This window comes from Leminorella grimontii, from assembly GCF_039789245.1.
Lineage (GTDB): Bacteria > Pseudomonadota > Gammaproteobacteria > Enterobacterales > Enterobacteriaceae > Leminorella > Leminorella grimontii.
The window spans coordinates 1797057-1819433 of record NZ_CP146357.1; the positions used below are offsets into that span (position 1 = coordinate 1797057).

Annotated in this window: 23 protein-coding genes; 15 read left to right on the forward strand and 8 right to left on the reverse strand. The window is 53.6% G+C overall.

The window, feature by feature from the left end; genetic code table 11:
- Positions 1 to 10: 10 nt before the first annotated feature.
- The 4 genes from V8L73_RS08500 to V8L73_RS08515 all read left to right on the forward strand — a co-directional run bounded on the left by V8L73_RS08500 (position 11) and on the right by V8L73_RS08515 (position 4301).
- Positions 11 to 796 carry an IclR family transcriptional regulator gene (locus V8L73_RS08500; RefSeq protein WP_347254627.1) on the forward strand — a complete coding sequence of 262 codons (786 nt, stop codon included), beginning with the start codon at positions 11 to 13 and terminating at the stop codon, positions 794 to 796.
- A gap of 27 nt (positions 797 to 823) precedes the next feature.
- On the forward strand, positions 824 to 1726 hold the full coding sequence (locus tag V8L73_RS08505) for a dihydrodipicolinate synthase family protein (protein WP_347254628.1): 903 nt from the start codon (positions 824 to 826) through the stop codon (positions 1724 to 1726).
- Between the two features lie 18 nt (positions 1727 to 1744).
- A complete protein-coding gene (rhmD, locus tag V8L73_RS08510; protein ID WP_347254629.1) occupies positions 1745 to 2950 on the forward strand; it encodes an L-rhamnonate dehydratase in 1206 nt (401 codons plus the stop codon).
- Between the two features lie 79 nt (positions 2951 to 3029).
- The gene (locus V8L73_RS08515; protein ID WP_261831074.1) at positions 3030 to 4301 is read left to right on the forward strand and encodes an MFS transporter; all 1272 of its coding nucleotides are present in this window, start codon (positions 3030 to 3032) and stop codon (positions 4299 to 4301) included.
- A 55-nt stretch (positions 4302 to 4356) separates the two neighbouring features.
- On the opposite strand, the gene V8L73_RS08520 is transcribed toward V8L73_RS08515, so the two are convergent.
- From V8L73_RS08520 to V8L73_RS08530, 3 genes are read right to left on the reverse strand one after another with little or no spacing between them, the layout of a single operon-like run.
- Positions 4357 to 6366 (reverse strand): FUSC family protein, encoded by a 2010-nt coding sequence (locus V8L73_RS08520; RefSeq protein WP_347254630.1) that lies wholly within the window; start codon positions 6364 to 6366, stop codon positions 4357 to 4359.
- Positions 6367 to 6374: 8 nt separating this feature from the next.
- Positions 6375 to 7232 (reverse strand): HlyD family secretion protein, encoded by an 858-nt coding sequence (locus V8L73_RS08525; protein ID WP_027273373.1) that lies wholly within the window; start codon positions 7230 to 7232, stop codon positions 6375 to 6377.
- A 4-nt stretch (positions 7233 to 7236) separates the two neighbouring features.
- Positions 7237 to 7473 carry a DUF1656 domain-containing protein gene (locus V8L73_RS08530; RefSeq protein ID WP_071783256.1) on the reverse strand — a complete coding sequence of 79 codons (237 nt, stop codon included), beginning with the start codon at positions 7471 to 7473 and terminating at the stop codon, positions 7237 to 7239.
- 312 nt (positions 7474 to 7785) lie between these two features.
- Here V8L73_RS08530 and yedE point away from each other — a divergent pair, with 312 nt between their 5' ends.
- From yedE to V8L73_RS08550, 5 genes are all read left to right on the forward strand, one after another.
- On the forward strand, positions 7786 to 8865 hold the full coding sequence (gene yedE, locus V8L73_RS08535; RefSeq protein WP_347254631.1) for a YedE family putative selenium transporter: 1080 nt from the start codon (positions 7786 to 7788) through the stop codon (positions 8863 to 8865).
- The gene (locus tag V8L73_RS08540) at positions 8855 to 9121 is read left to right on the forward strand and encodes a DUF3343 domain-containing protein (protein ID WP_036023135.1); all 267 of its coding nucleotides are present in this window, start codon (positions 8855 to 8857) and stop codon (positions 9119 to 9121) included. The genes yedE and V8L73_RS08540 overlap by 11 nt, the downstream gene beginning before the upstream one ends.
- A gap of 742 nt (positions 9122 to 9863) precedes the next feature.
- On the forward strand, positions 9864 to 10874 hold the full coding sequence (locus V8L73_RS08545; RefSeq protein ID WP_347254632.1) for an AraC family transcriptional regulator: 1011 nt from the start codon (positions 9864 to 9866) through the stop codon (positions 10872 to 10874).
- Positions 10875 to 11104: 230 nt separating this feature from the next.
- The gene (locus tag V8L73_RS19855) at positions 11105 to 11290 is read left to right on the forward strand and encodes an IS1/IS1595 family N-terminal zinc-binding domain-containing protein (protein ID WP_420864719.1); all 186 of its coding nucleotides are present in this window, start codon (positions 11105 to 11107) and stop codon (positions 11288 to 11290) included.
- Between the two features lie 632 nt (positions 11291 to 11922).
- A complete protein-coding gene (locus tag V8L73_RS08550) occupies positions 11923 to 12486 on the forward strand; it encodes a VOC family protein (protein ID WP_027273371.1) in 564 nt (187 codons plus the stop codon).
- A 57-nt stretch (positions 12487 to 12543) separates the two neighbouring features.
- Here the strand turns inward: V8L73_RS08550 and V8L73_RS08555 are convergent, their stop codons facing one another.
- Positions 12544 to 13701, reverse strand: a complete 1158-nt coding sequence (locus V8L73_RS08555) for a MalY/PatB family protein (RefSeq protein ID WP_027273370.1) — start codon at positions 13699 to 13701, stop codon at positions 12544 to 12546.
- A gap of 117 nt (positions 13702 to 13818) precedes the next feature.
- Here V8L73_RS08555 and cutC point away from each other — a divergent pair, with 117 nt between their 5' ends.
- Positions 13819 to 14589, forward strand: coding sequence for a copper homeostasis protein CutC (gene cutC, locus V8L73_RS08560; protein WP_347254633.1), 771 nt, complete (start codon positions 13819 to 13821; stop codon positions 14587 to 14589).
- A 47-nt stretch (positions 14590 to 14636) separates the two neighbouring features.
- On the opposite strand, the gene V8L73_RS08565 is transcribed toward cutC, so the two are convergent.
- The 4 genes from V8L73_RS08565 to V8L73_RS08580 all read right to left on the reverse strand — a co-directional run bounded on the left by V8L73_RS08565 (position 14637) and on the right by V8L73_RS08580 (position 17745).
- On the reverse strand, positions 14637 to 15458 hold the full coding sequence (locus V8L73_RS08565) for a YaeF family permuted papain-like enzyme (RefSeq protein WP_036023132.1): 822 nt from the start codon (positions 15456 to 15458) through the stop codon (positions 14637 to 14639).
- Between the two features lie 11 nt (positions 15459 to 15469).
- Positions 15470 to 16444 (reverse strand): tRNA 5-methoxyuridine(34)/uridine 5-oxyacetic acid(34) synthase CmoB, encoded by a 975-nt coding sequence (gene cmoB / locus V8L73_RS08570; protein ID WP_347254634.1) that lies wholly within the window; start codon positions 16442 to 16444, stop codon positions 15470 to 15472.
- Positions 16437 to 17183, reverse strand: a complete 747-nt coding sequence (gene cmoA, locus V8L73_RS08575) for a carboxy-S-adenosyl-L-methionine synthase CmoA (RefSeq protein WP_347254635.1) — start codon at positions 17181 to 17183, stop codon at positions 16437 to 16439. The genes cmoB and cmoA overlap by 8 nt, the downstream gene beginning before the upstream one ends.
- Before the next feature lie 166 nt (positions 17184 to 17349).
- Complete coding sequence (locus tag V8L73_RS08580) at positions 17350 to 17745, reverse strand: MAPEG family protein (RefSeq protein WP_027273365.1); 396 nt, start codon at positions 17743 to 17745, stop codon at positions 17350 to 17352.
- A gap of 373 nt (positions 17746 to 18118) precedes the next feature.
- Here V8L73_RS08580 and V8L73_RS08585 point away from each other — a divergent pair, with 373 nt between their 5' ends.
- The 5 genes from V8L73_RS08585 (at position 18119) to ruvC (ending at position 22229) form a co-directional block, all read left to right on the forward strand.
- Positions 18119 to 18379 (forward strand): FmdB family zinc ribbon protein, encoded by a 261-nt coding sequence (locus V8L73_RS08585; RefSeq protein ID WP_071783254.1) that lies wholly within the window; start codon positions 18119 to 18121, stop codon positions 18377 to 18379.
- Between the two features lie 12 nt (positions 18380 to 18391).
- Positions 18392 to 20161, forward strand: a complete 1770-nt coding sequence (aspS, locus tag V8L73_RS08590; protein WP_347254636.1) for an aspartate--tRNA ligase — start codon at positions 18392 to 18394, stop codon at positions 20159 to 20161.
- Position 20162: 1 nt separating this feature from the next.
- Positions 20163 to 20606 carry a dihydroneopterin triphosphate diphosphatase gene (gene nudB / locus V8L73_RS08595; RefSeq protein ID WP_261831064.1) on the forward strand — a complete coding sequence of 148 codons (444 nt, stop codon included), beginning with the start codon at positions 20163 to 20165 and terminating at the stop codon, positions 20604 to 20606.
- Between the two features lie 355 nt (positions 20607 to 20961).
- Positions 20962 to 21705, forward strand: a complete 744-nt coding sequence (locus V8L73_RS08600; protein WP_027273362.1) for a YebC/PmpR family DNA-binding transcriptional regulator — start codon at positions 20962 to 20964, stop codon at positions 21703 to 21705.
- The gene (ruvC, locus tag V8L73_RS08605) at positions 21705 to 22229 is read left to right on the forward strand and encodes a crossover junction endodeoxyribonuclease RuvC (RefSeq protein ID WP_027273361.1); all 525 of its coding nucleotides are present in this window, start codon (positions 21705 to 21707) and stop codon (positions 22227 to 22229) included. The genes V8L73_RS08600 and ruvC overlap by 1 nt, the downstream gene beginning before the upstream one ends.
- The last annotated feature ends 148 nt before the right edge of the window (positions 22230 to 22377 follow it).

The window sequence follows — 22377 nt, forward strand, 5'->3', positions numbered from 1 at the left end:
TTCCAATATAATGGAAAATAACAAAAAATCGAAAGTTCCTGCGCTCTCCAGAGCTATCGATATTCTTGACTTTGTAGCGGAAAACGGCCATTGCACTATCACTGACGTGGCGACCAGCCTGATGCTGCCCAAAAGCTCCCTTTACCTGATGATTGACGAGCTAAAGCGGCTTCGCCTGCTGGCGCAAAGCGATGACGGAAGCCTCCGTTTAGGGCTCAAGCTGATGGAGCTGGGAAGCCGGTCGGTAGAACAGCTCGATCTGCGGAAAATTGCCAAAGACCACTTAACTCGCCTGATGCTGGATACCGGCCTGGTCTGCCATCTGGGCATTCTCGACGGCGACGATCCTATCTATTTATTAAAAATAGACTCACAGAGCACCATCCAGGTGCGCTCCTGGGAGGGCAAGCGCGTTTCTCTTTATAGCTCTGCGCTGGGGAAATGCCTGCTGGCCTGGGCAGGCCCGCAGCGCCAGAAGGAGCTGATGTCGGCCATCGATTTTAAGGTGATGACGCCTTATACCCTTTCCTGCGAAGAAGAGCTGGTCCGCGAGCTGACCTTGATTAGGCAGCGCGGCTGGAGCTTCGACAATCAGGAAGACCTGTTAAACATTCAGTGCATTTCCGCACCCGTGTTTGACTCCTCACATCGGCTGGTCGCCGCCATTTCGGCGGTTGGCACCACGCTGCAGGTGAACGAAAGCAACCTGCAGGCGCTGGCGGAAAGGGTAATGCATGCCGCCGCGCTGATTTCCAAAGAGATGGGGTGCGAAACGCAGCCCAGAGTGTCGTTATAAATTAATAAAGAAGGAGTAAAACACGTCATGATTCGACCTTCAGGTATCTACAGCGCGATGCTGACGCCGTGGAAGAACGGGCAGCCCGACTTGGACGAGCTTAGAAAAATTGTCGATTTTCAGATAGGCGCAGGGCTTAGCGGGCTGTTCCCTGTTAGCTCCGTCGGCGAGTCCGGCCTAATGTCGTTTGAACAAAAGTGCTCATTGATGGAAACCGTTATCAGTCAGGCCGCCGGGCGCGCGCCGGTTTGGTGCGGCATTCCCTCCAGCTGCGCGCAGGAAAGCATTGCACTGGGGCAGTTTGCCAAGGAGAAGGGCGCCGCGGGGCTGGTGCTGATGCCGCCGACGTTTTATCGCCACGCGCCGGACGTTATCGTCGCGACGATGAAAAGCATTATCGAGAGCACGACGCTGCCGGTGTGCCTTTACAACATTCCGTTTTTTGCCGATGCCCTTACGCCGTCGATGGTCGCCGAACTGGCTCGCCTGCCGAACGTGGTCGGGATTAAAGACTCCGGCGGCAACGCGGTTGACTTTATGCAGATGCTCACGCTGTGCAAAGAGGTGAACCCGCAGTTCTGCGTACTGACCGGCAGAGAGGAGTTTCTTTACCCTTCGCTGAAGGCGGGCGGCAAAGGGTGCATGACGGCAACGTCAGGCGTGCTGCCTGAAGTGATGGTCAAGATCTATCGCCTGACGCAAGCGGGGCGCGACGAAGAGGCGCTGGCGCTGCAAATGGCTGCGCTGCCGGTCATGATGATGATGTCTTCGCTTCCTTTCCCGCTGGGTTACAAGCTCGGAATGGAAATCAGAGGATTCAAGATGGGGGAATCACCGTTCCCACAGATTGATGCAGTGAAAGAGAAGGCTAACTCCATAAAAAACAAACTAGAGAAAGCCTTGCAACAACTTCTAACTATTGCCAACTAAGCGAAACAGAGGATAACCATGAAATTACCTAAAATCAAACGGGTCAGCGCTTATTTTATGGGCGGCGCTACTGCCGAGAAGGGTTCCGGCGGTGCGGACTATCACGATCAGGGCGGCGGCCACTGGATTGACGACCACATCGCTACGCCGATGAGCAAGTACAAGCAGTATGAGCAATCCCGTCAGTCGTTCGGGATTAACGTGCTGGGAACGCTTATCGTCGAAGTTGAGGCCGATAACGGCGTGAAGGGGTTTGCCGTTTCCACCGGTGGCGAAATGGGCTGTTTTATCGTTGAAAAACACCTCAACCGCTTTATTGAAGGTAAGTGCGTCTCCGACATCAAGCTCATTCACGATCAGATGATGAACGCCACCATGTACTATTCCGGTTCTGGCGGCTTGGTGATGAACACCATCTCCTGCGTTGACTTAGCGCTATGGGACCTGTTTGGAAAAGTGGTCGACCTGCCGGTCTATAAGCTTCTCGGCGGCGCGGTTCGCGATGAAATCCAGTTTTACGCAACGGGCGCGCGTCCGGATCTGGCGCAAAAAATGGGCTTCATCGGCGGGAAAATGCCGACTCACTGGGGGCCTCACGACGGCGACGCCGGCATTCGTAAAGATGCCGCTATGGTGGCGGACATGCGCGAGAAGTGCGGCCCGGACTTCTGGCTGATGCTCGACTGCTGGATGAGCCAGGACGTTAACTACGCCACCAAGCTGGCCCACGCCTGCGCGCCTTATAACCTGAAGTGGATTGAAGAGTGCTTGCCGCCTCAGCAGTACGAAGGTTACGCCGAGCTTAAGCACAACGCCCCGCCGGGAATGATGGTCACCTCCGGCGAACACCACGGTACCGTACAGTCTTTCCGAACGCTGTCTGAAACCGGCATCGACATCATGCAGCCGGACGTCGGCTGGTGCGGCGGTCTGACGACGCTGCTGGAGATTGCGGCTATCGCCAAGTCGCGCGGCCAGCTGGTGGTTCCGCACGGCTCTTCCGTTTACTCTCACCACGCGGTGATCACTTTTACCAATACGCCGTTTAGCGAATTCCTGATGACCAGCCCGGACTGCTCGACGCTGCGTCCTCAGTTTGATCCCATCCTGCTTGATGAACCCGTACCGGTTAACGGACGTATGCATAAGTCCGCGCTTGATAAGCCGGGCTTCGGCGTGGAGCTGAATCCGCAATGCCAGTTAACGCGTCCGTATACGCATTAACGCCGCGCCGTTAGTTCATCATTGAGAGCCCGCCCGACGCGGGCTCCATAAAAACGATAATTACTATAAGGATCTAGTCATGACTACGGTTCTCGATACGGCTGTAACTAAAACACGCTGGCGGCTGGTGCCGTTTATGCTGACGCTGTACATTCTGGCGTTTCTTGACCGCGCCAATATCGGCTTTGCCAAGGAGTCTTATCAGATTGATACCGGGCTTAGTAATGAAGCCTATGCGCTGGGGGCAGGGATCTTTTTCGTCGCCTACGCCTGTTTGGGGGCGCCGGCTAACCTGCTGATGAAAAAGTTCGGCGCCAGAAAGTGGATTGGACTAACCACTCTGTGCTGGGGCGTACTCTCTTCCGCGATGGCGTTTTGCGACGCCGAGTGGAAGTTCCTGACGGTACGCACGCTCTTGGGCGCGGCCGAAGCGGGCTTCTTCCCCGGCATGATTTACCTGACCTCGCAGTGGTTCCCGCAGCGTACGCGCGGCAGCGTTATGGGGCTGTTCTATATGGGGGCGCCTCTGGCCTTGACGTTAGGTTCGCCGCTGTCGGGCGCGCTGCTGGAAATGCACGGTTTCGGCGGCCATCCTGGCTGGTTCTGGATGTTTATGATTGAAGGCGCGCTGGCGGTATTGGCGGGATTTTGGACCTTTATGTATCTGGATGACAATCTGGAAAAGGCGCGCTTCTTAACGCCGGAAGAGCGCAGGGCGCTGCTCGACCAGATTTCCAGCGAGGAGTCGCAAAAGCAGACGTCGCGCCTGCTTGACGCAATTACCAACGTACAGGTCTGGCATCTGGCCGTTATCTATATGCTGATTCAAATCAGCGTATACGGCCTCATTTTCTTCCTGCCGACCCAGGTAGCGGCGCTGATAGGCACTAACGTGGGCTTTAAGGCGTCACTGGTGGCGGCGATCCCGTGGATTGCGGCGATGTTCGGGACTTACTACATCCCCCGCTATTCCGACAAAACGGGCAACCGTCGCAACCTGGCGGCGATAACGCTGGCCATCGCCGGCGTCGGCATCGGCGTTTCCGCCTTTGCTACGCCGGTGGTCGCTATCATTGCGCTTTGCTTTGCCGCGGCGGGCTTTATTGCCGTACAGCCCGTTTACTGGACGATCCCTACCGGCGTGCTGTCCGGCGTTGCGCTGGCGGCCGGGATTGGTTTTGTGAACATGTTCGGCGCCATCGGCGGCTTCCTGGCGCCGCTCATTCGCGTTAAGGCGGAAAGCGTGATGAATAACTCCATTGCCGGGCTGTTGACGCTGGCGGTGCTGACCATCATTGGAGCCTTGGCTATTATGATGCTGAAGAAGGATGCGGTAGCGGAGAAAAAATAAGCGCTATCGTTTCCGATTGAACCCGGCCTCTTGCAGTGAACGCAAGAGGCCGTTTTTATTGTGCGGGCGGTACCGCCGCAGTCTGCAGCGGCGACAGCGAACAGTGCAGGCGCCAAACCAGCCCGGCGAGCTCTCTGGCCGCGGGGTCGTGATGGTGCGAGAGCGCGTTGCAGATGCGAAGCAGCTCGTTTAGCGAGGCCTCCAGCGTGCGGTGCTGAATGCCTTTTTCCGACATGATGTCCTTCAGGCAGCGAATGCAGACTTCCCGCACAACGGACAGCGGATCGGAACGCGTCTGCCAGTCGCGCAGCCGCCAAACCACGTGGCTGCAGTTGAGCAATACGACGCCCCAGCGCAGCACCCACAGGCGAGAAAGCTCGTCTTTGCTTTGGCTGAGCTGGCTGACTCGGTGATAAACCACGGACTCAAACTGGTTTTCACTTTGCTGAGGATGGGCGCTGAGCTGGTCCATAAAGTCGCGTCGCAGCGCGCGAATAAGCCGGTGGCTTTTCACCTTATCTGAACTGGGGCGAAGAATTTGAAACGCGACGCCCGCCAGCAGTACGCCCGCCAGCTTGCCAACGCTGTCGTTAATATAAATGTCGAAATCGTAGGTCGGCGGATTGGTGATGGCGAGAAACGATCCCATAAAGGCGAGCATTTGCCCCCAGAGGGCGGCGTAGCGAGGATGCTGTAACTTCATCATCTGCATGGTGAGCAGAACGGGAAACAGGAACAGAAAAAAGACCCAAAGATCGGAAATCTGGATCATCAGGCCGAACTTCACGACAAAGCAGGCGATGGAAAGCAGCACGACCGCCTTTATCAGCGTCATGACACTGTTTATGGGCGATGCGGTAGAAGAGTAGAGCACGCAGCTGATGGCGGTTAGCGTCAGGCCCGCAGAGCCGGCGTCCCACTGGGTGTTAATCCAGAAGGCGCAGCCGATGACGATGCATAAAAACGTGCGCAGCGCGTTATACAACGCCTCGACGGTATCCGTATGCTGAGCCAGCGTGTTGACCTTGGGCGGCTGAAGAACCGTATCCGGCGCGGCGTGGTCCAACTGGCGCAGCCAGCGGCTGGACTGAAGGTAGATCCAGCAAAAATGGCGCAGCCTGAACCAGAAGGCGCGATGTCGAAAGTCGTTGGGGTCGGTCGGGTAGAGATCTTTAAGCACCTTGGCCAGGCGGTATTTGTTGGTATCCGGCTGGCGCAGTTCGTCCAGTAATCTTTGCAGCCCGTCGGTAAGCGTTTCTGGCCGCTCCGGCCAGTTGACCATCATGCGACGAATGCCTGAGATAATGCTGGTCAGGCGCAGCTGCTGGTGGAGCATAAAATTCAGAATATTTTTGCGACGGCGAAGGCGGTAGTGGCTCCATACCGCCTGAATGCGAAGCACGTTCATGGTAAGGATCTGGCTGATAACGCCCTCGTGCGCGGTGCGCATTTGGGGCGAGGTTCCCGCCTGCCACATCAGCTGGGCGTGCTCGAGCAGCTTGACGTGCATGCGCTTGAGCGCATCCAGCATGGCGCTTCCGTCAGACGTGCTGGGCAGAATCATCATCATCAAAGCGCCGCACAGAAGACCGGTAACAACCTCACAGACTCGCGCTTGGGCAATATTGAAAATGTCCATCGAGTCGGTGCTGTTGGTTAGGGAAAAGGCGATAATTGCGGCCGTGTAACCAGCCAGCGCGAAGGCGTAGGCAACGTTGTTCTGGTAGTGGTTAGAAATATAGGTGCACAGAGCCAGCCATCCGGCAATGAAAAAGGTAAACAGCCAAGGGTCGTTCAGACAGGCACCGGCAATCAGCATTGAGGCCAGCGCGCCCAGAAGGCTGCCCAGAATTCGTCCGATGCTTTTACTGATAACGCCGCCGATGGTCGGAAAGCTGACGACGGCGGCGGAGGTCATCGCCCAGTAGGGATCGTCAAGATCGAGCCAAAACGCGATGCCCAGCGACAGGCACATAGCGATGGCGTTGCGCAGGGCGTATCGCCACTGGCCGGCGCTCGCCTTGCCCCACGGGGTGCTTTTCCATTCCAACCAGGGGATGTTCACGCGCGGGCCTAAGGCTTAATGGATACGGTACAGGTTGTGCCGGCGACCAACAGGGCGCCGTCGGGGACCTGAGTCAGCCGAATCCTTACCGGTACGCGCTGCGCCAGGCGAACCCAAGGGACGTTGGGCTTGACGTTCATCAGCATATCGCTGTCCGGATCGACGCTTTGGTCGTAAATCGCTCGCCCGATGCTCTCGACTTCGCCGCTTAAGGCGGCGTTGCCGCTGTAAAGCGTGATGTCTGCTTTGAGCCCCGGCTTGATGTTGCCCAGCTTGGTTTCTTCGAAATAGCCCATGACGTAAAACGAGTTGGTGTCGACCAGCGCAACCAAAGGCGAGCCGGCAGTGGCGTAGCTGCCGATCCGCGTTTGAAGATTGGTCAGGTAGCCATCGACGGGCGCATAAATATGGGTATGGGCCAGGTTCCACTTCGCCTGCTCGAGCGTCGCCTGCGCGGCCTTATAGTTAGCCTGCATGGCCTCAACGGCCAGATTAGCGTCGTCCAGTTCCTCTTTCGAGATGACGCTGCCCGCCAGCCCCCGTCGGCGGGCGGCTTCGTGCGTTGCCTTATTCAGGTCGGAAAGCGCTTTGGCCAAGTCGCCTTCTGCTTTGTCCACCGCAATCTGGTAGGCGCTGGCGTCAACAACGAACAGCAAATCGCCTTTTTTTACGCTCTGGTTGTCTTTGGCGTGTATCTGCGTCAGCCTGCCGGAGACCTCCGGCGTAATGTTAACGACCTCCGCTCGGATTTTACCGTCGCGCGTCCAAGGGGATTGCATATAGTAGTTCCACAGCCACCAGCCGGAGACGACGGCAACGGCAAATACGATGACGGTCGAAAAATATTTTAACGTATTGAGCTTCATACTATTACCAACGAGTTAATGCCCACAGAGCGCTGCAAACGCAGAGTATAAAAAGAGACAGATCCATTAAAGTCGGATGCCAGACGTCCCCGGAATAGAGCCAGTCTCGAAGCCAGCGGTGAACCAGCAGCCATAGGATGAGACCGAAAAACAGAGCCTTAAAAACAGGGGGAAAATAAAGAGAAGAACCGAATATCAAATCCGGTAGCGCAAGGCCTTGGCTAAAAAATCCATTATTCACGTTAGTAAACCCGTCCCGTATAACGCACGGTGATTTCTTAAAGTATAAAAAGCCATGCGGCAAAAAGCGAAATGAAGGCTGGCAGTGCCTTCATAACATACTCTTTTTGGGAGAAAACCCGAACTTCTTTTCGCGCGGCGAAGATAAATAAATTATAAAACGATTTGGAGTCCCTGTTTGAAAAAAAAGTGCTGTAAGGACAGGATGTTGTGACGATGGGCAAAGATATGTTGCGGTGTTTTAAGTAGAATTCCCAGTTACTTAATAGGTCTATTAGTAGGGATTTATCCCGCCATCATAGGAATAAAAATTATGTCCAGAACGTGGATACTGGTTATTTCCGGCGCCATCATAGGCGCGTTTGCTTTAATTCTGGCAACGGCGGGCAACCCGCCTAACATGGGCGTTTGCGTCGCCTGCTTTTTGCGCGACAGCGCGGGGAGTATGGGGCTACACGGTACGCCTACAGTGCAGTACTTCAGGCCGGAGATTACAGGCTTTGTCATTGGCGCTTTTGCGGCGGCGCTGTTGTTTAAAGAATTTAAGGCGAAGGCCGGCTCTGCGCCTCTGGTGCGATTTGCGCTGGGCTTTTTTATGATGCTGGGATGCCTGGTTTTTTTAGGATGTCCGTTAAGAATGGTGCTTCGCCTCGGCGCCGGCGATCTGAACGCGGTTGTCGGACTCGTCGGGCTCGTTTCAGGCATCGGCATCGGTAGCCTGTTCCTTAAAAAAGGGTTTTCACTGCCCCGCAGCTACCGACAGTCATCGGTTGAGGGGGCAATATTCCCTATTGTTTGCATTGCGCTGTTGGGAATTTTTCTTTGGGACAGCGGCCTGTTTCGCGCCAGTGAAAAGGGGCCGGGCGCGAGCCACGCCCCCGTATGGCTTTCGATAGCGGCAGGGCTTTTCATTGGCGCTATCGTGCAGCGTACTCGCTTCTGTTTTATCGGTATGGCTAAAAACGTATTTATGTCGCGTAATGTTAATATGGCGCTCGGCGTACTGGCTTTAACGCTGCTGGTGGCCGCGGGTAACGTCTATCTTGGCAAGTTTAACCTGGGTTTTGAAAATCAGCCTATCGCTCATTCCGACGGCGTATGGAATTTTCTGTCAATGGCGCTGGTTGGCCTGTGCGGCGTTTTTATCACCGGATGTCCGCTTCGTCAGTTGGTTAGCGCCGGGCAGGGCAGCTCAGATGCCGCTGTCAGCGTGCTGGGAATGCTGACGGGCGCTGCGATTGCTCACAATTTCTCAATGGCTTCCAGCCCAGCGGGCCCGACTGAAGGTGGAAAGATTGTTGTAGCCGTCGGTATTATTATCGTTCTGGCCATTGGAATGATATATACCCTGATTTTCAGGAAGTCGTTAGAGGCAGAGCTGAATGAAGAATAATACGGCGCATTACGGCTATCTTTTTCTTTTCCATACGCCTTTGGGCATTATTCAATTGAAAAAGGCGCTAGCGGCAAAGGGATTGACCTATAGCGTTATTGATGCCCCCCGAGCGTTAACGGCCGAGTGCGGTATGGCCGTTAAGCTTTTTCTACCCGACGGGGAGAGTTTTCTCCCGTTGATTAATGAACAGGTTAACGCCGTTTATCTCATTAACGACGATAAGCCGGTACTTAAGTGGGAAGATGAGAGTTAGTTTACTTACGGAATAAAAAAACGGAACCAAAAGGTTCCGTTTTTTTATATTTGGTAAAGCTATTCTGTAACGTGTTCGCTTTTTTACTGTTGAAGTTGTGTTCAATAGGCCCGAATTTTTCTTATTTAATTGGCGTTTTTGTAAGTGTGTTTTGTTTCCTTTCATAACGAATTGTTTCTTTTAAGCCGCATAATGTTCCATTTTTTCATTAGTGCTGTCTGCGCCGGCAATATAGTAAAGCTATATGTATGATGAATAAATATTAACGTGCATGCTGTAGGAACCTTTAAATATCACGGCGAGAGAGCTTACGTAACTCTCTCTACCACATTGTTTTTTTAATAAACGGAAAAAACATTTCCGCATAACAGAATAAAAACACCTCTATATTGCTATTTTTTCGTTTTTTGGATAACGCATTTTCTTAAATTGGTTTAACGTAGTCAAAGTTAGGGATTGTAATGTTAGATTTCTCTTTTTATTTAAAGGAAAAGGGCGGTCAGTTTTATTCTGTCTTGCCTTAGATAGCTAACCTGTTGGTTTTAAGAATGTCGGGAAACCACCGTCATTTGCTTTCCTTTTAAGCCCTTTTCCTTTTACTCATCGGGTCGGCGGGTGGTTTTTATTTAGGCTTTCATCGCCAAATAACCTAAACCCAGCCGTTTCTGTTTCAGTGAGTAATCGTTATTTTTCGTTTTGTCTATCCAAAAAACGAAATATTGAGATAAGAGCGTTATATTGAATGGTATCTTTTCCCGTTTATCAGTGTCACGTTTATTTGGGACTGGACGTTGCCAAAGCGACCGACGTTATCCTCGGCGGATATTTTGAACACCGGCTGTTTTCTTCAACTCAGCTAAGCCTTTATCACCAAAGAGTTAGGGCTAAAGTAGGGTGTTTGGAAACCGGTAACTACAGTTTTCCCGTTATTGCCCGAGGGCGTATGCCGTCGGATCGGGTCTGTATTGGCTTTATGGCCTATGGCAGCGAGGTTGCTCGCTATAACACAACGCCGATAGACCCCGATGAAGTGCAAATTTACCCTGAAGGATGCGAGCTGCTGTATCACACTTCCGGGCCGGCGCGCTGGGTCGTATATAGCGTTGAGCGAAAGCTTCTACAGCAGGCGGCGGTTGCATACAGCGGAGAACCTTTGCCGCTATCGAAAGACAGGATTGTTTCCCTTCGTTTGGGGAAGAATGCCGTTGATGAACTTATCAGGCTCACGGACGAAGTGTTTACCGTAAGCCAGAGCCGGGCGATGGGATCTGTCGATCCTGAATCTGAATTCTCAGATGCTTTATGCGATAAGCTGTTTAATCATTACGTCTCGGCATTATGCCATAGCGTTATTTTAAACAACGAAGAGAAGAAGAGCGCCATCTCGCATCGGCATAACAATTTGATTCGCGATAGTGAAGATTTTGTTATGTCCAGAGAGGACGTAAGTTCCAGTTTAATTAATATTGCCGAACGTACGGGATATAGCCTGAGAGCTTTGGAACTGATTTTTCGCAATTCGGTCGGCATGCCGCCGGGTAAGTGGTTTCTTAATCTACGCTTGAACGGCGCGCTTCGCGATCTGCTTAATGCGTCGGCTGAAAGTTCAGTTTCCAGTATTGCGACGAAGTGGGGATTTCAACATCTTTCGCGCTTTTCCGAACAGTATCGAAAAACGTTTGGAGAATATCCGAGCCATACATTGATGAGAAACCAGAAAAGGGGTCAGTTCGTCAGAGTGGTGGAAGATTAATCGATTCCCCGGCCTCAAAGCGTTATTTCTTAAGTGTCTTATTAAGTTAATTATCTTTTTAGACCTAATGAGCTGTTTTTATTTCCATTCTTTTATGTAATGAGAAATTAATAATAAACAGATCCCTGCTGACGTGGCATCTTTTCGTTTTTCGGATAACGCGATCTTTATGACATCGATTAATTTAGGCGAATAGTTTTTAATGTGGTATTCATTTTAAGGAGTAAATTATGTTCAAGAAGAGAACGCCCTGTCGTTATTGCCATGATACACAGTCTGTAAGAAAGCACGGAAAGGGGCGAGCAGGTTATCAGCGTTTCTATTGTGTTAATTGTAGCCGGACATTCCAGGTTAAATACGTTTACTCAGCATATTATAAAGAAGCAGAAGCAGAACCTGCGGTAGCACTTTCCTAAAAGCTTTCCTGAAAGCATAGAAATGTGTGATTTATCTTAAGGATACTTTCCCGAGTTGAGTGTTAATACAGACGTCTTAACATGCAAACAGAAGTGCGCTTGGGGGAATAAGAGTATGATAACGATAAATCAGAAGCACGCATTTTCATACTTTTCAGTGATTGAAGTGTTCGTGCCACGATACAGAATGAAAATTTGTCTTTACTGCTTTAAATGACGTTTTTGCATTAGTTATTAAACTAAATTGATTTCTAATTCATTCTGTACCTAAAAAGGCTCGGAATTTCCGAGCCTTTGTGTTTCCATTCCTGCCTCTTTACCATTTTTCTTAGATCCCCCTTTCCTGTAAAAGAGTGACGTATGGCCGCTTGCAAAGCCGAGCTTAGGCTATCGCTCTTTTTTAAAACGATCTTACCCATATAAAAGCCAATAGATAATGCGAATGAGAGAGGATATGGATAAAACAGTTGATTGGGATAAGGGAGAAAGGCCGATCGTGAGGAGCGTAGGGGCTGATAAAATGGTGCCTTCATGCGTTGCTTTGCCTGAAAGCCATAATAGTGAATAATAGCGCCGCCGTTTTATGGCCTACGTAAGCGGCCACCTTTAGGAGAGCTATTCGGGAGAACGCTATGCTTTCATTTCATCGCATTACCGAGCTGCAGGATCTGTGGCAGAGCCTGCCGACTTTTGAGCAAAAGCTACAGCGACTGCTGGCTCGCTTGGAACTCTCGCTAACCGACTATCACGCCGATCATATCTCGGTGCGCTGCTTTCAACACGCAACGGCGGAGCGCTGGCGCCTGGGATTGGCAAAGTGCGGCGAGCTGATTTCCGAAAAGGAGATAAACGGTCGCCCCATTTGCCTGTTTGGCCTGAACGAACCACTGCGGGTTGGAGAGTGGACGATAGACTGCGTTGAGCTGCCTTATCCGGGAAACAGGCTGTATCCACATGAGGGATGGGAGCACGTGGAATGGGTAGTGCCCAGCGCCAACGGCGATGATTTCCACCAAACGGCGCTGGCGCTGTTTTCCGATGAGATACTGCTGATGCCCCAGCTTAAGCTTAAGTTCAGCAATCCGATCGGAGAGGGAGAATCACTGCCTAATCCGACGCTGGCCGTTACGGAAGAGGGCGTAACGATAAAGCTTCATCCTTACAGCATCCGCGACGTGGTTAAGTCGGAAGGCTAATTAAAAATGACAAAGCCTCTCAGTGACAACGTCACCAAGAGGCTTGTCGCGTCCACGCTATTCTATTTCAGCCGGTAAAGCGGCTACGGCTTTTTCCATTCGTTCCAACGCTTCGCTTAGGAGTTCGCGCCGACAGGCAAAGTTGAGGCGAACGAAGTTGGGATTGCCGAAATCACTCCCCGGCGAGAGGCCTACGCCAGCCTCTTCGAAGAAGGCGTGTGGATTGCTCACCGGCAGCCCGGAAGCGTCAATCCACGCCAAATAGGTTGCTTCAACCGGCATAAGCTTCAGGCCGGGGATCGCATTAATCTTTTCCATCACCAGCGCATGATTGGCGCGCAGGTAGGCGAGCTGTTCGGTCAGCCATTCATCGCCGCCTTTATAAGCCGCAGTCGCGGCAACATAGGCAAGGATATCAACGCTGGGAACGATCCCCGCGCGCGCTTCGGTGAAACGGTGACGCAGCGCAGCGTTAGGGATGACGGCGATGGAGGCACCCAACCCTGCGATATTGAACGTTTTGGATGGCGCCATCAGCGTAATGGAGCGCTGGGCGGCGTCTTCACTTAGGGAAGAGAAGGGAATATGTTCAACGCCTTCGTCTAACAGCAAATCGCAGTGGATTTCGTCCGAGCAGACGATCAGGTTATGACGCTGCGCAAAATCGAGTTGGGCCAGCAATTCAGCGCGGCGATATACCGTTCCGCCCGGGTTGTGGGGGTTGCACAGCATCAGCAGCTTCTCGTTGCCGGTAAGCTGAGGCTCTGCCGCGTCGAGGTCCAGCACCCAGCGCTTCCCCTGTAGCTTGATGGGGGCCGAGATTTGCTGGCGGTTGGCCAAGCGAGCGGATTTCATAAACGGTGGATAAATAGGGTGCGGCGCGATAGTAGCCTGCTCCGGCGTGGTTAATGCGCGAACGCAAAGGTTCAGGCCGCTAACCAAGCCGGGGAGAAACACTAGCCACTCCGGCTTTACTTCCCAGTTGTAGAGTGACTTCATGCGGGAGATAAAGACTTCTGTTAATTCCGGCGACGGATATCCATAGCCGAATACGCCGTGGGCGACGCGCTGCTGCAGGGCTTCAATTACGGCATCGGGAGATTTGAAATCGCTGTCCGCGACCCACAGCGGAATAATCTCCTTATTTTCATATTTGTGCCACTTATCACTATCCGTGTGACGCCTCTCCACATATAAATCAAAATTCGATGCCATACTTAAGTCCTTAATCCACCGTTGTTGCGTATTTATTGCAGTTTGCCTTCCGTAGACTACGTCAGATGCATTGATATGCTCAAGCGGTGTTTTGATTTTTGCTGATTAGGAGGTGGGATGCCAAAGCTAGAGGTGTGTTGCTACAGCGTCGACTGCGCAACGATAGCTGAACGAGCGGGGGCGGACAGGATAGAACTTTGCGCCAGTAAGTCGGAGGGGGGAATAACGCCCAGCCTGGGCATGCTTGAGTGGGCCGCGCGTCGAATCTCAGTCCCGGTACACCCGATTGTACGCCCCAGAGGTGGCGACTTTTGTTATTCCGCCTGCGAGTTCGACATTATGAAAAGCGATATTGCGCACATTCGCGATCTCGGCTTTTCCGGTATTGTTATCGGCATGTTGACGGAGGACGGCGCGATTGACCGGGAGCGAATGAAGCAGGTGCTTTCGCTAACGCAGGGGATGTCCGTCACCTTTCATCGCGCTTTTGACATGTGCGTTAATCCCTTTTTGGCGTTGGAACAGTTGACGGAGATGGGCGTCGACAGAATTCTGACCTCCGGGCAGCAGCAAACGGCGGAGGTGGGGCTACCGCTGATCCGCCGCTTGGTGCAGTTAAGCCAGAGGCCGATAATTATGCCCGGCGGAGGCGTTCGGTTGACCAATATCCATAAGTTCATAGAAGCGGGCGCCAGTGAAGTGCACACCTCCGCAGGCCTGGTGACCGCATCGCCCATGCGCTATCGCAGAGCGGGCGTCAACATCGGTCTTGGTGGGGAAGGCGATGAGTTCGAGCGCTTTCAGGTGGACGGCGATATGGTGGCGGCGATGAAGGCGATGTTCGCGCCCGAAATGGTGCGTTCTTCGCTGCACGGCGTCAGAGTGTGATGGGCTAATATAGAGAAAAAGCCGGAATTCGTTCCGGCTTTTTTACGTCAGTCGAGATGAAAGAACTGCTGTAGCGCAATGGTGGTGTTTTCCACCACGCCGCGCTTGAGATGGCCAACGTATTGTAAAGGCACGTTGGGCGTAAAGGAGGCGACGTCGCCTTCGCGCATGTGCAGAAGGTCTACCGGGCTTATCCAGACCGGCGCGGATTCGGTGATCGGCCTGCCGGCGCGGTTGTAGGCCTCAATGACGAACTGAGAGCAAAAGTAGTTGCCCTTGGCGTCTTCATCGCTTCCTAACTGGAGCTGGGCCATCAGAGAGATGCAGCCGTTGCGAAACTCCGACGAGAAGGGGTTCAGGCTGCACAGCTGGCGGGTCAGCATAAACGGCGCTATCAGCGCGACGCCGTTGTAGTTGTAGTGTTTCCCCAGGCTTTCTTCAGAGAAGTTTTGAATTGAGAGCGCCTGTTCTTCCGTCAGGCCCGGCACGCGCATAACGACGATTTTTGAGTTATGGTCGAGCGCCTGTTCGAGCGTGACGACCTGGACTCCGCTACCGCCGACGGCCTCAACGACCTTATCATCCCCAAGGTAAATCGCCGCATGGCTGACCGTCGAGCCGCTGAACAGGCGAATGCCGAGCGACGTGGGGCCGTAGGGGGAGGTTAGCAGAATGTCTCCTGCCTTCATTTGCGATGCAGGGATAACCACGCTTCCGCCCTTGGGGTAGGAATGAAGGCGCTGAAGCTGGATATCAACCGGCAGGGCGCCGTTCTCCTGAGCCAAGGCCTCACTCCGATTGTCTGAGACTTGTACGGTGCACCCGCCGATAAACAGCAGGGCCGCGCCCAGAAGCCATTTTTGTATCATTCCTTTGTCCTTTAGGGTTTCTTGGCAATGAGAACCGCTCTGACCGGCGCCGGATAGCCTTCGCGCGTTTTCGTTGCGTCGCGAGGGTCTAAAAAGTCCGTCAGAGATTCATTGATCATCCATTCGGTTTTACGTTGTTCTTCGGTCGTCGTCGGGCAGACGTCCACGACGCGAACGTCGATAAAGCCGCACTTTTCAAGCCAATTGGCCAATGCGTCAGTTGAGGGAATAAAGTAAACGTTTTTCATCTGGGCATAGCGATCGCCCGGCAGCAGAACCGTTTGGGCGTCTCCCGGAACGACCAGCGTCTCAAGCACCAGCTCGCCGCCGCTCACCAGCTGGTTTTTAAGCTGATAGAGGTGATCGAGCGGAGAACGGCGATGGTACAGCACGCCCATGGAAAATACGGTGTCAAACGCGCCGAGGGCCGGCAGCTGCTCTATGCCAAGCGGCAGAAGGTGCGCGCGCTGGTCGCCGCCGATAAGCTTGCGTACGGCTTCAAACTGGCAGAGGAACAGCTGAGTTGGGTCAATGCCGACGGCCAGCTGTGCGCCTGCGCCAACCATGCGCCACAGGTGGTAACCGCTGCCGCAGCCGACGTCAAGCACCGTTCTGCCAACTAGCGAGGAAAGATGAGGGGCTACGCGCTGCCATTTCCAGTCTGAACGCCATTCCGTATCAATATGGATGCCGTAGAGATGAAACGGCCCTTTACGCCAGGGCATGAGCGTACGAAGGTGGGTCGTAATGCCCTGAATTTGGCCTTCGCTTAGGGCATTGGGCGCGGCCTCGGCCGTGACGCTGTGCAGCAGGTCCAGCCGTTCGGGCGTGACGTGCGGCAGGTAGTCGACGGCGTTAAACCACTGCTTGAACTGGCCGTGCAGGGACTCCTTTTGCCAGGCCGCCAGCTGGGCGGGCAGCGTTTCCAGCCAGTGGCTAAGCTGGCCTTTGGCGATACGCTGATAGAAGTCGCCGAAATCAATCATGGACGACCTCATCTTTTACGGCGATAAGCGACCCGAAGTTAAAGCACTGGAACCAGGTTTCCGCGTGGGGAAAACCGGCCTTGTGAAGGCGAGCCTTGTGGGTTTCTACGCTGTCGGTGAGCATCACGTTTTCCAACATGCTGCGCTTTTGGCTGATTTCCAGCTCGCTGTAGCCGTTGGCGCGCTTAAAGTCGTGGTGCATATTAAACAGCAGTTCGCCAATGGGGCGGTCTTCAAAAGAGAACTTCTCCGACAGCACTAAAACGCCGCCGGGCAATAGCCCCTGATAGATGCGGTTGAGCAAAGTCTGTCGGTCGTCCGGCTCCAAAAACTGAAGCGTAAAGTTCAACACCACCATGGACGCGTTTTCAATCACCGTATCGCGAATGTCCGCCTCAATCACCTCTACCGGCGTAGCTGCGCGAAAGGCGTCGATATGGCGGCGGCAGCGCTCGATCATCGCAGGTGAGTTATCCACGGAGACGATGCGGCAGTTATCGACGCGCACGTTGCGGCGCATGGAAAGAGTCGCTGCGCCTAAAGAACAGCCAAGATCGTACAGCGTGCTGTCCGCTCGGGCAAAGCGCTCCGTCAGCATGCCTATCATGGAGATAATGTTGGAATAGCCGGGAACGGATCGCTGAATCATATCAGGAAAAACTTCGGCAACCTGTTCATCAAAGGTCCAATCGCCCAGCTTATCGATGGGGGCGGCAAATAGCATATCTCGGTTCGGCATATCTGTGAGTGGCGTTGTTAGTGGTATTAAGTCAGGGGCGCAAGTATACCAAAGCGCGGGAACAATGTCTGTACGGCGGGCGTCTTGTCAAAAGCCCGCCCGTTCTCGTCTTTAGGAATTTGTTACTTATTTTCGTCGACGCATTCCTGAAGGATGCCGATAGTCGCTAGTATAAAATAAACAGCTGTTCCCACGGGAGATAATAAACGTTCGCGCAGGCCATCATGCCGATGGAAATATAGGTGGCGCTCATGCCGGAGCGCCGAAAGCGCCAGTCGCGGTGGTGCAGGCCGTAGTAGTGCATAAACCGTCCGGCAAAAAGCATAATGCCGCAGGCGTGCACCAGCCAGATGTTGGCGCCGTTCATTTCCATGATGACCATCAGAATAAGGGCGATAGGGATATTTTCGACGGCGTTGCCGTGGATGCGGATTGCGGTTTGCAGCTCATAAAAGCCCCCATCGCCAAAGGGAACGCGGTACTGCGTGCGCAACTTTACGACGTTTAGAGACAGTTTGAACAATAGTAGTGCACCCAATACCGCATACAGTGCGCTAACCATTTTTTTACCTCGCTACCCGCTATTTTTACAACAGAATCATAACTCGCTATGTGAAAGATTTCCGCCATAAAACGCCAATAAGAAGTTATTTCATGTTTTATAAAACAAAAAACATACTTCTTGCCAGATCTTAGCCTTTTGCCTTATCGTTTTTGCCCTATGCAACCGACGGGAAAGGGGCTAATTGCTTAAACGGCAGGGTAGAACGGCTGTTTTTTGTTCGCTTAGTCGCGAAATGCAACGCATCTTTTCTTCGTACGGCGATGTGCTCTTATCGGCGGTGATTATTTCCATTATAATAACCGGCTTTTGGGCAAGGTTTAGCGTGTCCTGAACGGTTCGTAAATAACTCAGCGTTTAAAAAGCGATAATTATGCCTATTTATGAATACGAATGTGGCGCTTGCCACTATCGTATGGATAAACTACAGAAGTTTGCTGATGCGCCGCTGGTGGAATGCCCTGAGTGCGGTGAAGCAGCGTTGAAAAAACTGGTCTCCCCCGGAAGCTTCAGTTTGAAGGGTTCCGGCTGGTATGCGAGCGATGCCCCGCAAAGCCGTAAGAATAGCCCATCAGACACCCGTTGTGCCAAAGCCTGCCAGGCTAACTGCCCGGCGAACGGTTCGGCTGAATAAAAGGATAGCGTTATGCGTACTCATTATTGTGGTCAGCTCAACACCTCTCACGTTGGGCAGGAAGTTACTCTGTGCGGTTGGGTCAACCGCCGTCGCGATTTGGGCGGGTTAATTTTTATCGACATGCGCGATCGTGAAGGCATCGTGCAGGTGTTTTTCGACCCGGATTGTAAAGCGGCGTTTGAGCTGGCGTCCGAGCTGCGCAATGAATACTGCATTCAAATTACCGGCACGGTGCGCGCTCGCCCCGATAGCCAGGTTAATAAGGATATGGCGACCGGCGGCGTAGAGATTTTCGCCCAGTCGTTGAATATCATTAACCGTTCAGAACCGCTTCCGCTTGACTCCAACCAAAACAACAGCGAAGAACAGCGCCTGAAGTATCGCTACCTTGACCTGCGCCGCCCAGAGATGGCCGAGCGTCTGAAGACCCGCGCCCGCATGACGGCGTTCGTACGTCGCTACATGGACAGCAACGGCTTTTTGGATATCGAAACGCCGATGCTTACCAAGGCCACGCCGGAAGGCGCCCGCGACTATCTGGTGCCAAGCCGCGTACACAAAGGGAAATTCTACGCGCTGCCGCAGTCACCTCAGCTGTTTAAGCAGCTTTTGATGATGTCCGGTTTCGATCGCTACTATCAAATCGTGAAGTGCTTCCGCGATGAAGACCTCCGTGCGGACCGCCAGCCGGAATTTACTCAGATCGACGTGGAAACCTCCTTCATGACCGCAGATCAGGTGCGTGCGGTGATGGAAAAGATGGTGCGCGAAATGTGGCAGGAGATGAAGGGCGTCGATTTAGGCGACTTCCCGGTAATGACCTTTGCTGAAGCTATGCGCCGCTATGGTTCGGACAAGCCCGATCTGCGCAACCCGATTGAGCTGGTCGACGTCGCCGATTTGGTGAAAGACGTCGACTTCAAGGTCTTCTCCGGCCCGGCAAACGACCCTAAAGGGCGCGTTATCGCCATGTGCGTCCCCGGCGGCGCTGCGCTTACCCGTAAGCAAATCGACGAATACACCCAGTTTGTGTCTATCTATGGCGCGAAAGGGCTGGCCTGGGCCAAAATTAACGATCGCCAGGCGGGCGTTGAGGGCGTACAGAGCCCGGTAGCCAAATTCCTGACGCCGGAAATCATTGCCGAACTGCTTGAGCGCACTCAGGCAAAAGACGGCGACATTATTTTATTCGGCGCGGACACCAGAAAGATCGCCACTGACGCCATGGGCGCGCTGCGCCTGAAGGTTGGCCGCGATCTGGGCATCACCGAAGAGCAGCGCTGGGCGCCGCTGTGGGTTATCGACTTCCCGATGTTTGAAGACGACGGCGAAGGCGGCCTGACGGCGATGCACCACCCGTTCACCTCAGCAAAAGATCTCACGCCGGAACAGCTGAAGAGCGATCCAGAGTCTGCGGTGGCTAACGCTTACGACATGGTGCTTAACGGCTATGAAGTCGGCGGTGGCTCAGTGCGTATCCACAATTCACAGATGCAGCAGGTGGTTTTCGGCATTCTGGGCATTACCGAGCAGGAACAGCGCGAAAAATTCGGCTTCCTGCTGGACGCGCTGAAGTTCGGCACGCCGCCTCACGCCGGCATCGCCTTCGGCCTCGACCGTCTGGTGATGCTGATGACCGGTACGGAGAACATCCGTGACGTTATCGCGTTCCCGAAAACTACGGCGGCGGCCTGCCCGCTGACGGACGCGCCGAGCTTCGCGAACCCGGCGGCGCTGCAGGAGCTGGCTATCAGCGTTATCCCGCAGCAGGACAAGTAATGTGAAAACCTATAAGCGCCCGGAATCCGTACTGGTCGTTATTTTTAGCCACGACGGCGGGCGGGTGCTTATGTTACAACGTCACGACGATCCTGACTTCTGGCAGTCGGTTACCGGCAGCCTGGAAGAGGGGGAATCCGTGGAACAAACGGCGCGTCGTGAGGTCAAGGAAGAAACGGGCATTGATATCGAGGCGGAACGCCTGCCGCTGCACAACTGTCAGCGCAGCGTAACGTTTGAGATTTTTACCCACTTTCGCCATCGCTATGCGCCCGGAACGACGCACAATCTTGAACACTGGTTCTGTCTGGCTTTGCCTGCGGAACGGGAGGTTGAGCTGTCAGAGCACGATGCTTACCGGTGGGTTGACGCGCGGCAGGCGGCTTTAATGACCAAGTCATGGAGCAACCGGCAGGCGATTGAAGAATTTTGTTGTGATTGTTGACAAAGGTCTTGAATAAAACTTACGGAGTCAAACGGCGGGAGAGGCCTCCGTTGGGGTCGACTTGGCGTAAGCCAACGACAAATTAGCGTAAGCTGATTTGAACAGCGCTTGCGCTGGCCCTGAAAGGGTGAAGCCGAAGGCTTCATAACTGCCCGTAGGAGGGCTAGGCCCGCCGCACTCCCAATGCTAATACAGGCGCTCTTCCGGCCGAGCACAGTGGTGATATAAGTAGGTTGTATTTTCGGCCGGAATATCCTCTGAAGTTTATTGGGACGGTTTGTCAGCAGTCTGAATTTTGTTGTTAATTGACTGTTGATTAAGATTAAGCCACAGGGCTTTCTACTGGAGATTTTTTATGGCAGGTCATAGTAAATGGGCCAACACAAAGCACCGTAAAGCGGCACAGGATGCCAAGCGCGGTAAAATTTTTACAAAAATCATTCGCGAACTGGTAACGGCCGCCAAGCTCGGCGGGGGCGATCCTGGCTCCAACCCGCGCCTGCGTGCAGCTATCGATAAGGCGCTGTCAAACAACATGACGCGCGATACGCTTAACCGCGCTATTGCTCGCGGCGTTGGCGGCGATGACGATGCCAACATGGAAACCATCATTTATGAAGGTTACGGCCCGGGCGGCACCGCCGTAATGGTTGAGTGTCTGAGCGACAACCGCAACCGCACCGTATCCGAGGTTCGCCACGCTTTTACCAAGACCGGCGGCAACCTGGGTACCGATGGCTCGGTGTCCTACCTGTTTACCAAGAAGGGCGTCATCTCTTATCCGGCCGGGACGGATGAAGATATGGTAATGGATGCCGCGCTGGAAGCGGGCGCCGACGACGTCGTGACCTATGACGACGGCGCTATTGACGTGTTCACCACGCCGGAAAGCTTCGGCGAAGTCAAAGATGCGTTGGATGCAGCCGGCCTGGTCGCCGAAGCGGCGGAAGTTTCCATGGTTCCCTCCACTAAGGCGGAACTGGATGCCGAAACGGCGCCTAAGCTGCTGCGTCTTATCGATATGCTGGAAGACTCTGACGACGTTCAAGAGGTTTACCATAACGGTGAAATCTCTGACGAGGTGGCGGCAACGCTGTAATGGCCATCATTCTTGGCATCGACCCCGGCTCGCGGATAACAGGCTACGGCGTTATTCGCCAGCAGGGGCGAGTTTTGACCTATCTCGGCAGCGGATGTATCCGCACCGCTGTCGACGATCTTCCCACTCGGCTGAAGCTGGTTTATGCCGGCGTAAGCGAGATTATTACTCAATTCCATCCCGACTATTTTGCCATCGAGCGCGTATTCATGGCGCGCAACGCCGACTCGGCGCTTAAGCTCGGCCAGGCGAGGGGGGCTGCGATCGTGGCTGCGGTGAACGCGGACCTGCCGGTATTTGAATACGCGGCGCGTCAGGTTAAGCAAACGGTGGTTGGCACGGGAGCCGCCGAAAAGTCGCAGGTGCAGCATATGGTGAAAACGCTGCTCAAGCTTCCCGCCAATCCGCAGGCGGATGCCGCCGACGCCTTGGCTATCGCCATTACTCACTGCCATCTTTTTCAAAATACGCTTCGCATGGGTAACGGAAGGCTGACCCTGGCCCGCGGCCGCGTGGCGGAGTAGGTTTTTCTTCAAGGCGTACAGAATACGCGCCGTTTTTGAATAAAAGCCCGCAAACGAATATAAACAAAAACGCACAATTGACATATTTATCTGGATATTTATCCAGCTTTTGTTTGTAATAGGCGAAATGACAGTGCGCGCCGCAGTT

What these genes read in the sequence shown, in the direction of transcription:
- V8L73_RS08500 (WP_347254627.1), top strand. Translation starts at nt 11, where the DNA reads ATGGAAAATAACAAAAAATCGAAAGTTCCTGCGCTCTCCAGAGCTATC.
- V8L73_RS08505 (WP_347254628.1), top strand. Translation starts at nt 824, where the DNA reads ATGATTCGACCTTCAGGTATCTACAGCGCGATGCTGACGCCGTGGAAG.
- rhmD (WP_347254629.1), top strand. Translation starts at nt 1,745, where the DNA reads ATGAAATTACCTAAAATCAAACGGGTCAGCGCTTATTTTATGGGCGGC.
- V8L73_RS08515 (WP_261831074.1), top strand. Translation starts at nt 3,030, where the DNA reads ATGACTACGGTTCTCGATACGGCTGTAACTAAAACACGCTGGCGGCTG.
- V8L73_RS08525 (WP_027273373.1), bottom strand. Translation starts at nt 7,232, where the DNA reads ATGAAGCTCAATACGTTAAAATATTTTTCGACCGTCATCGTATTTGCC.
- yedE (WP_347254631.1), top strand. Translation starts at nt 7,786, where the DNA reads ATGTCCAGAACGTGGATACTGGTTATTTCCGGCGCCATCATAGGCGCG.
- V8L73_RS08540 (WP_036023135.1), top strand. Translation starts at nt 8,855, where the DNA reads ATGAAGAATAATACGGCGCATTACGGCTATCTTTTTCTTTTCCATACG.
- V8L73_RS08545 (WP_347254632.1), top strand. Translation starts at nt 9,864, where the DNA reads ATGGTATCTTTTCCCGTTTATCAGTGTCACGTTTATTTGGGACTGGAC.
- V8L73_RS19855 (WP_420864719.1), top strand. Translation starts at nt 11,105, where the DNA reads ATGTTCAAGAAGAGAACGCCCTGTCGTTATTGCCATGATACACAGTCT.
- V8L73_RS08550 (WP_027273371.1), top strand. Translation starts at nt 11,923, where the DNA reads ATGCTTTCATTTCATCGCATTACCGAGCTGCAGGATCTGTGGCAGAGC.
- V8L73_RS08555 (WP_027273370.1), bottom strand. Translation starts at nt 13,701, where the DNA reads ATGGCATCGAATTTTGATTTATATGTGGAGAGGCGTCACACGGATAGT.
- cutC (WP_347254633.1), top strand. Translation starts at nt 13,819, where the DNA reads ATGCCAAAGCTAGAGGTGTGTTGCTACAGCGTCGACTGCGCAACGATA.
- V8L73_RS08565 (WP_036023132.1), bottom strand. Translation starts at nt 15,458, where the DNA reads ATGATACAAAAATGGCTTCTGGGCGCGGCCCTGCTGTTTATCGGCGGG.
- cmoB (WP_347254634.1), bottom strand. Translation starts at nt 16,444, where the DNA reads ATGATTGATTTCGGCGACTTCTATCAGCGTATCGCCAAAGGCCAGCTT.
- cmoA (WP_347254635.1), bottom strand. Translation starts at nt 17,183, where the DNA reads ATGCCGAACCGAGATATGCTATTTGCCGCCCCCATCGATAAGCTGGGC.
- V8L73_RS08580 (WP_027273365.1), bottom strand. Translation starts at nt 17,745, where the DNA reads ATGGTTAGCGCACTGTATGCGGTATTGGGTGCACTACTATTGTTCAAA.
- V8L73_RS08585 (WP_071783254.1), top strand. Translation starts at nt 18,119, where the DNA reads ATGCCTATTTATGAATACGAATGTGGCGCTTGCCACTATCGTATGGAT.
- aspS (WP_347254636.1), top strand. Translation starts at nt 18,392, where the DNA reads ATGCGTACTCATTATTGTGGTCAGCTCAACACCTCTCACGTTGGGCAG.
- V8L73_RS08600 (WP_027273362.1), top strand. Translation starts at nt 20,962, where the DNA reads ATGGCAGGTCATAGTAAATGGGCCAACACAAAGCACCGTAAAGCGGCA.
- ruvC (WP_027273361.1), top strand. Translation starts at nt 21,705, where the DNA reads ATGGCCATCATTCTTGGCATCGACCCCGGCTCGCGGATAACAGGCTAC.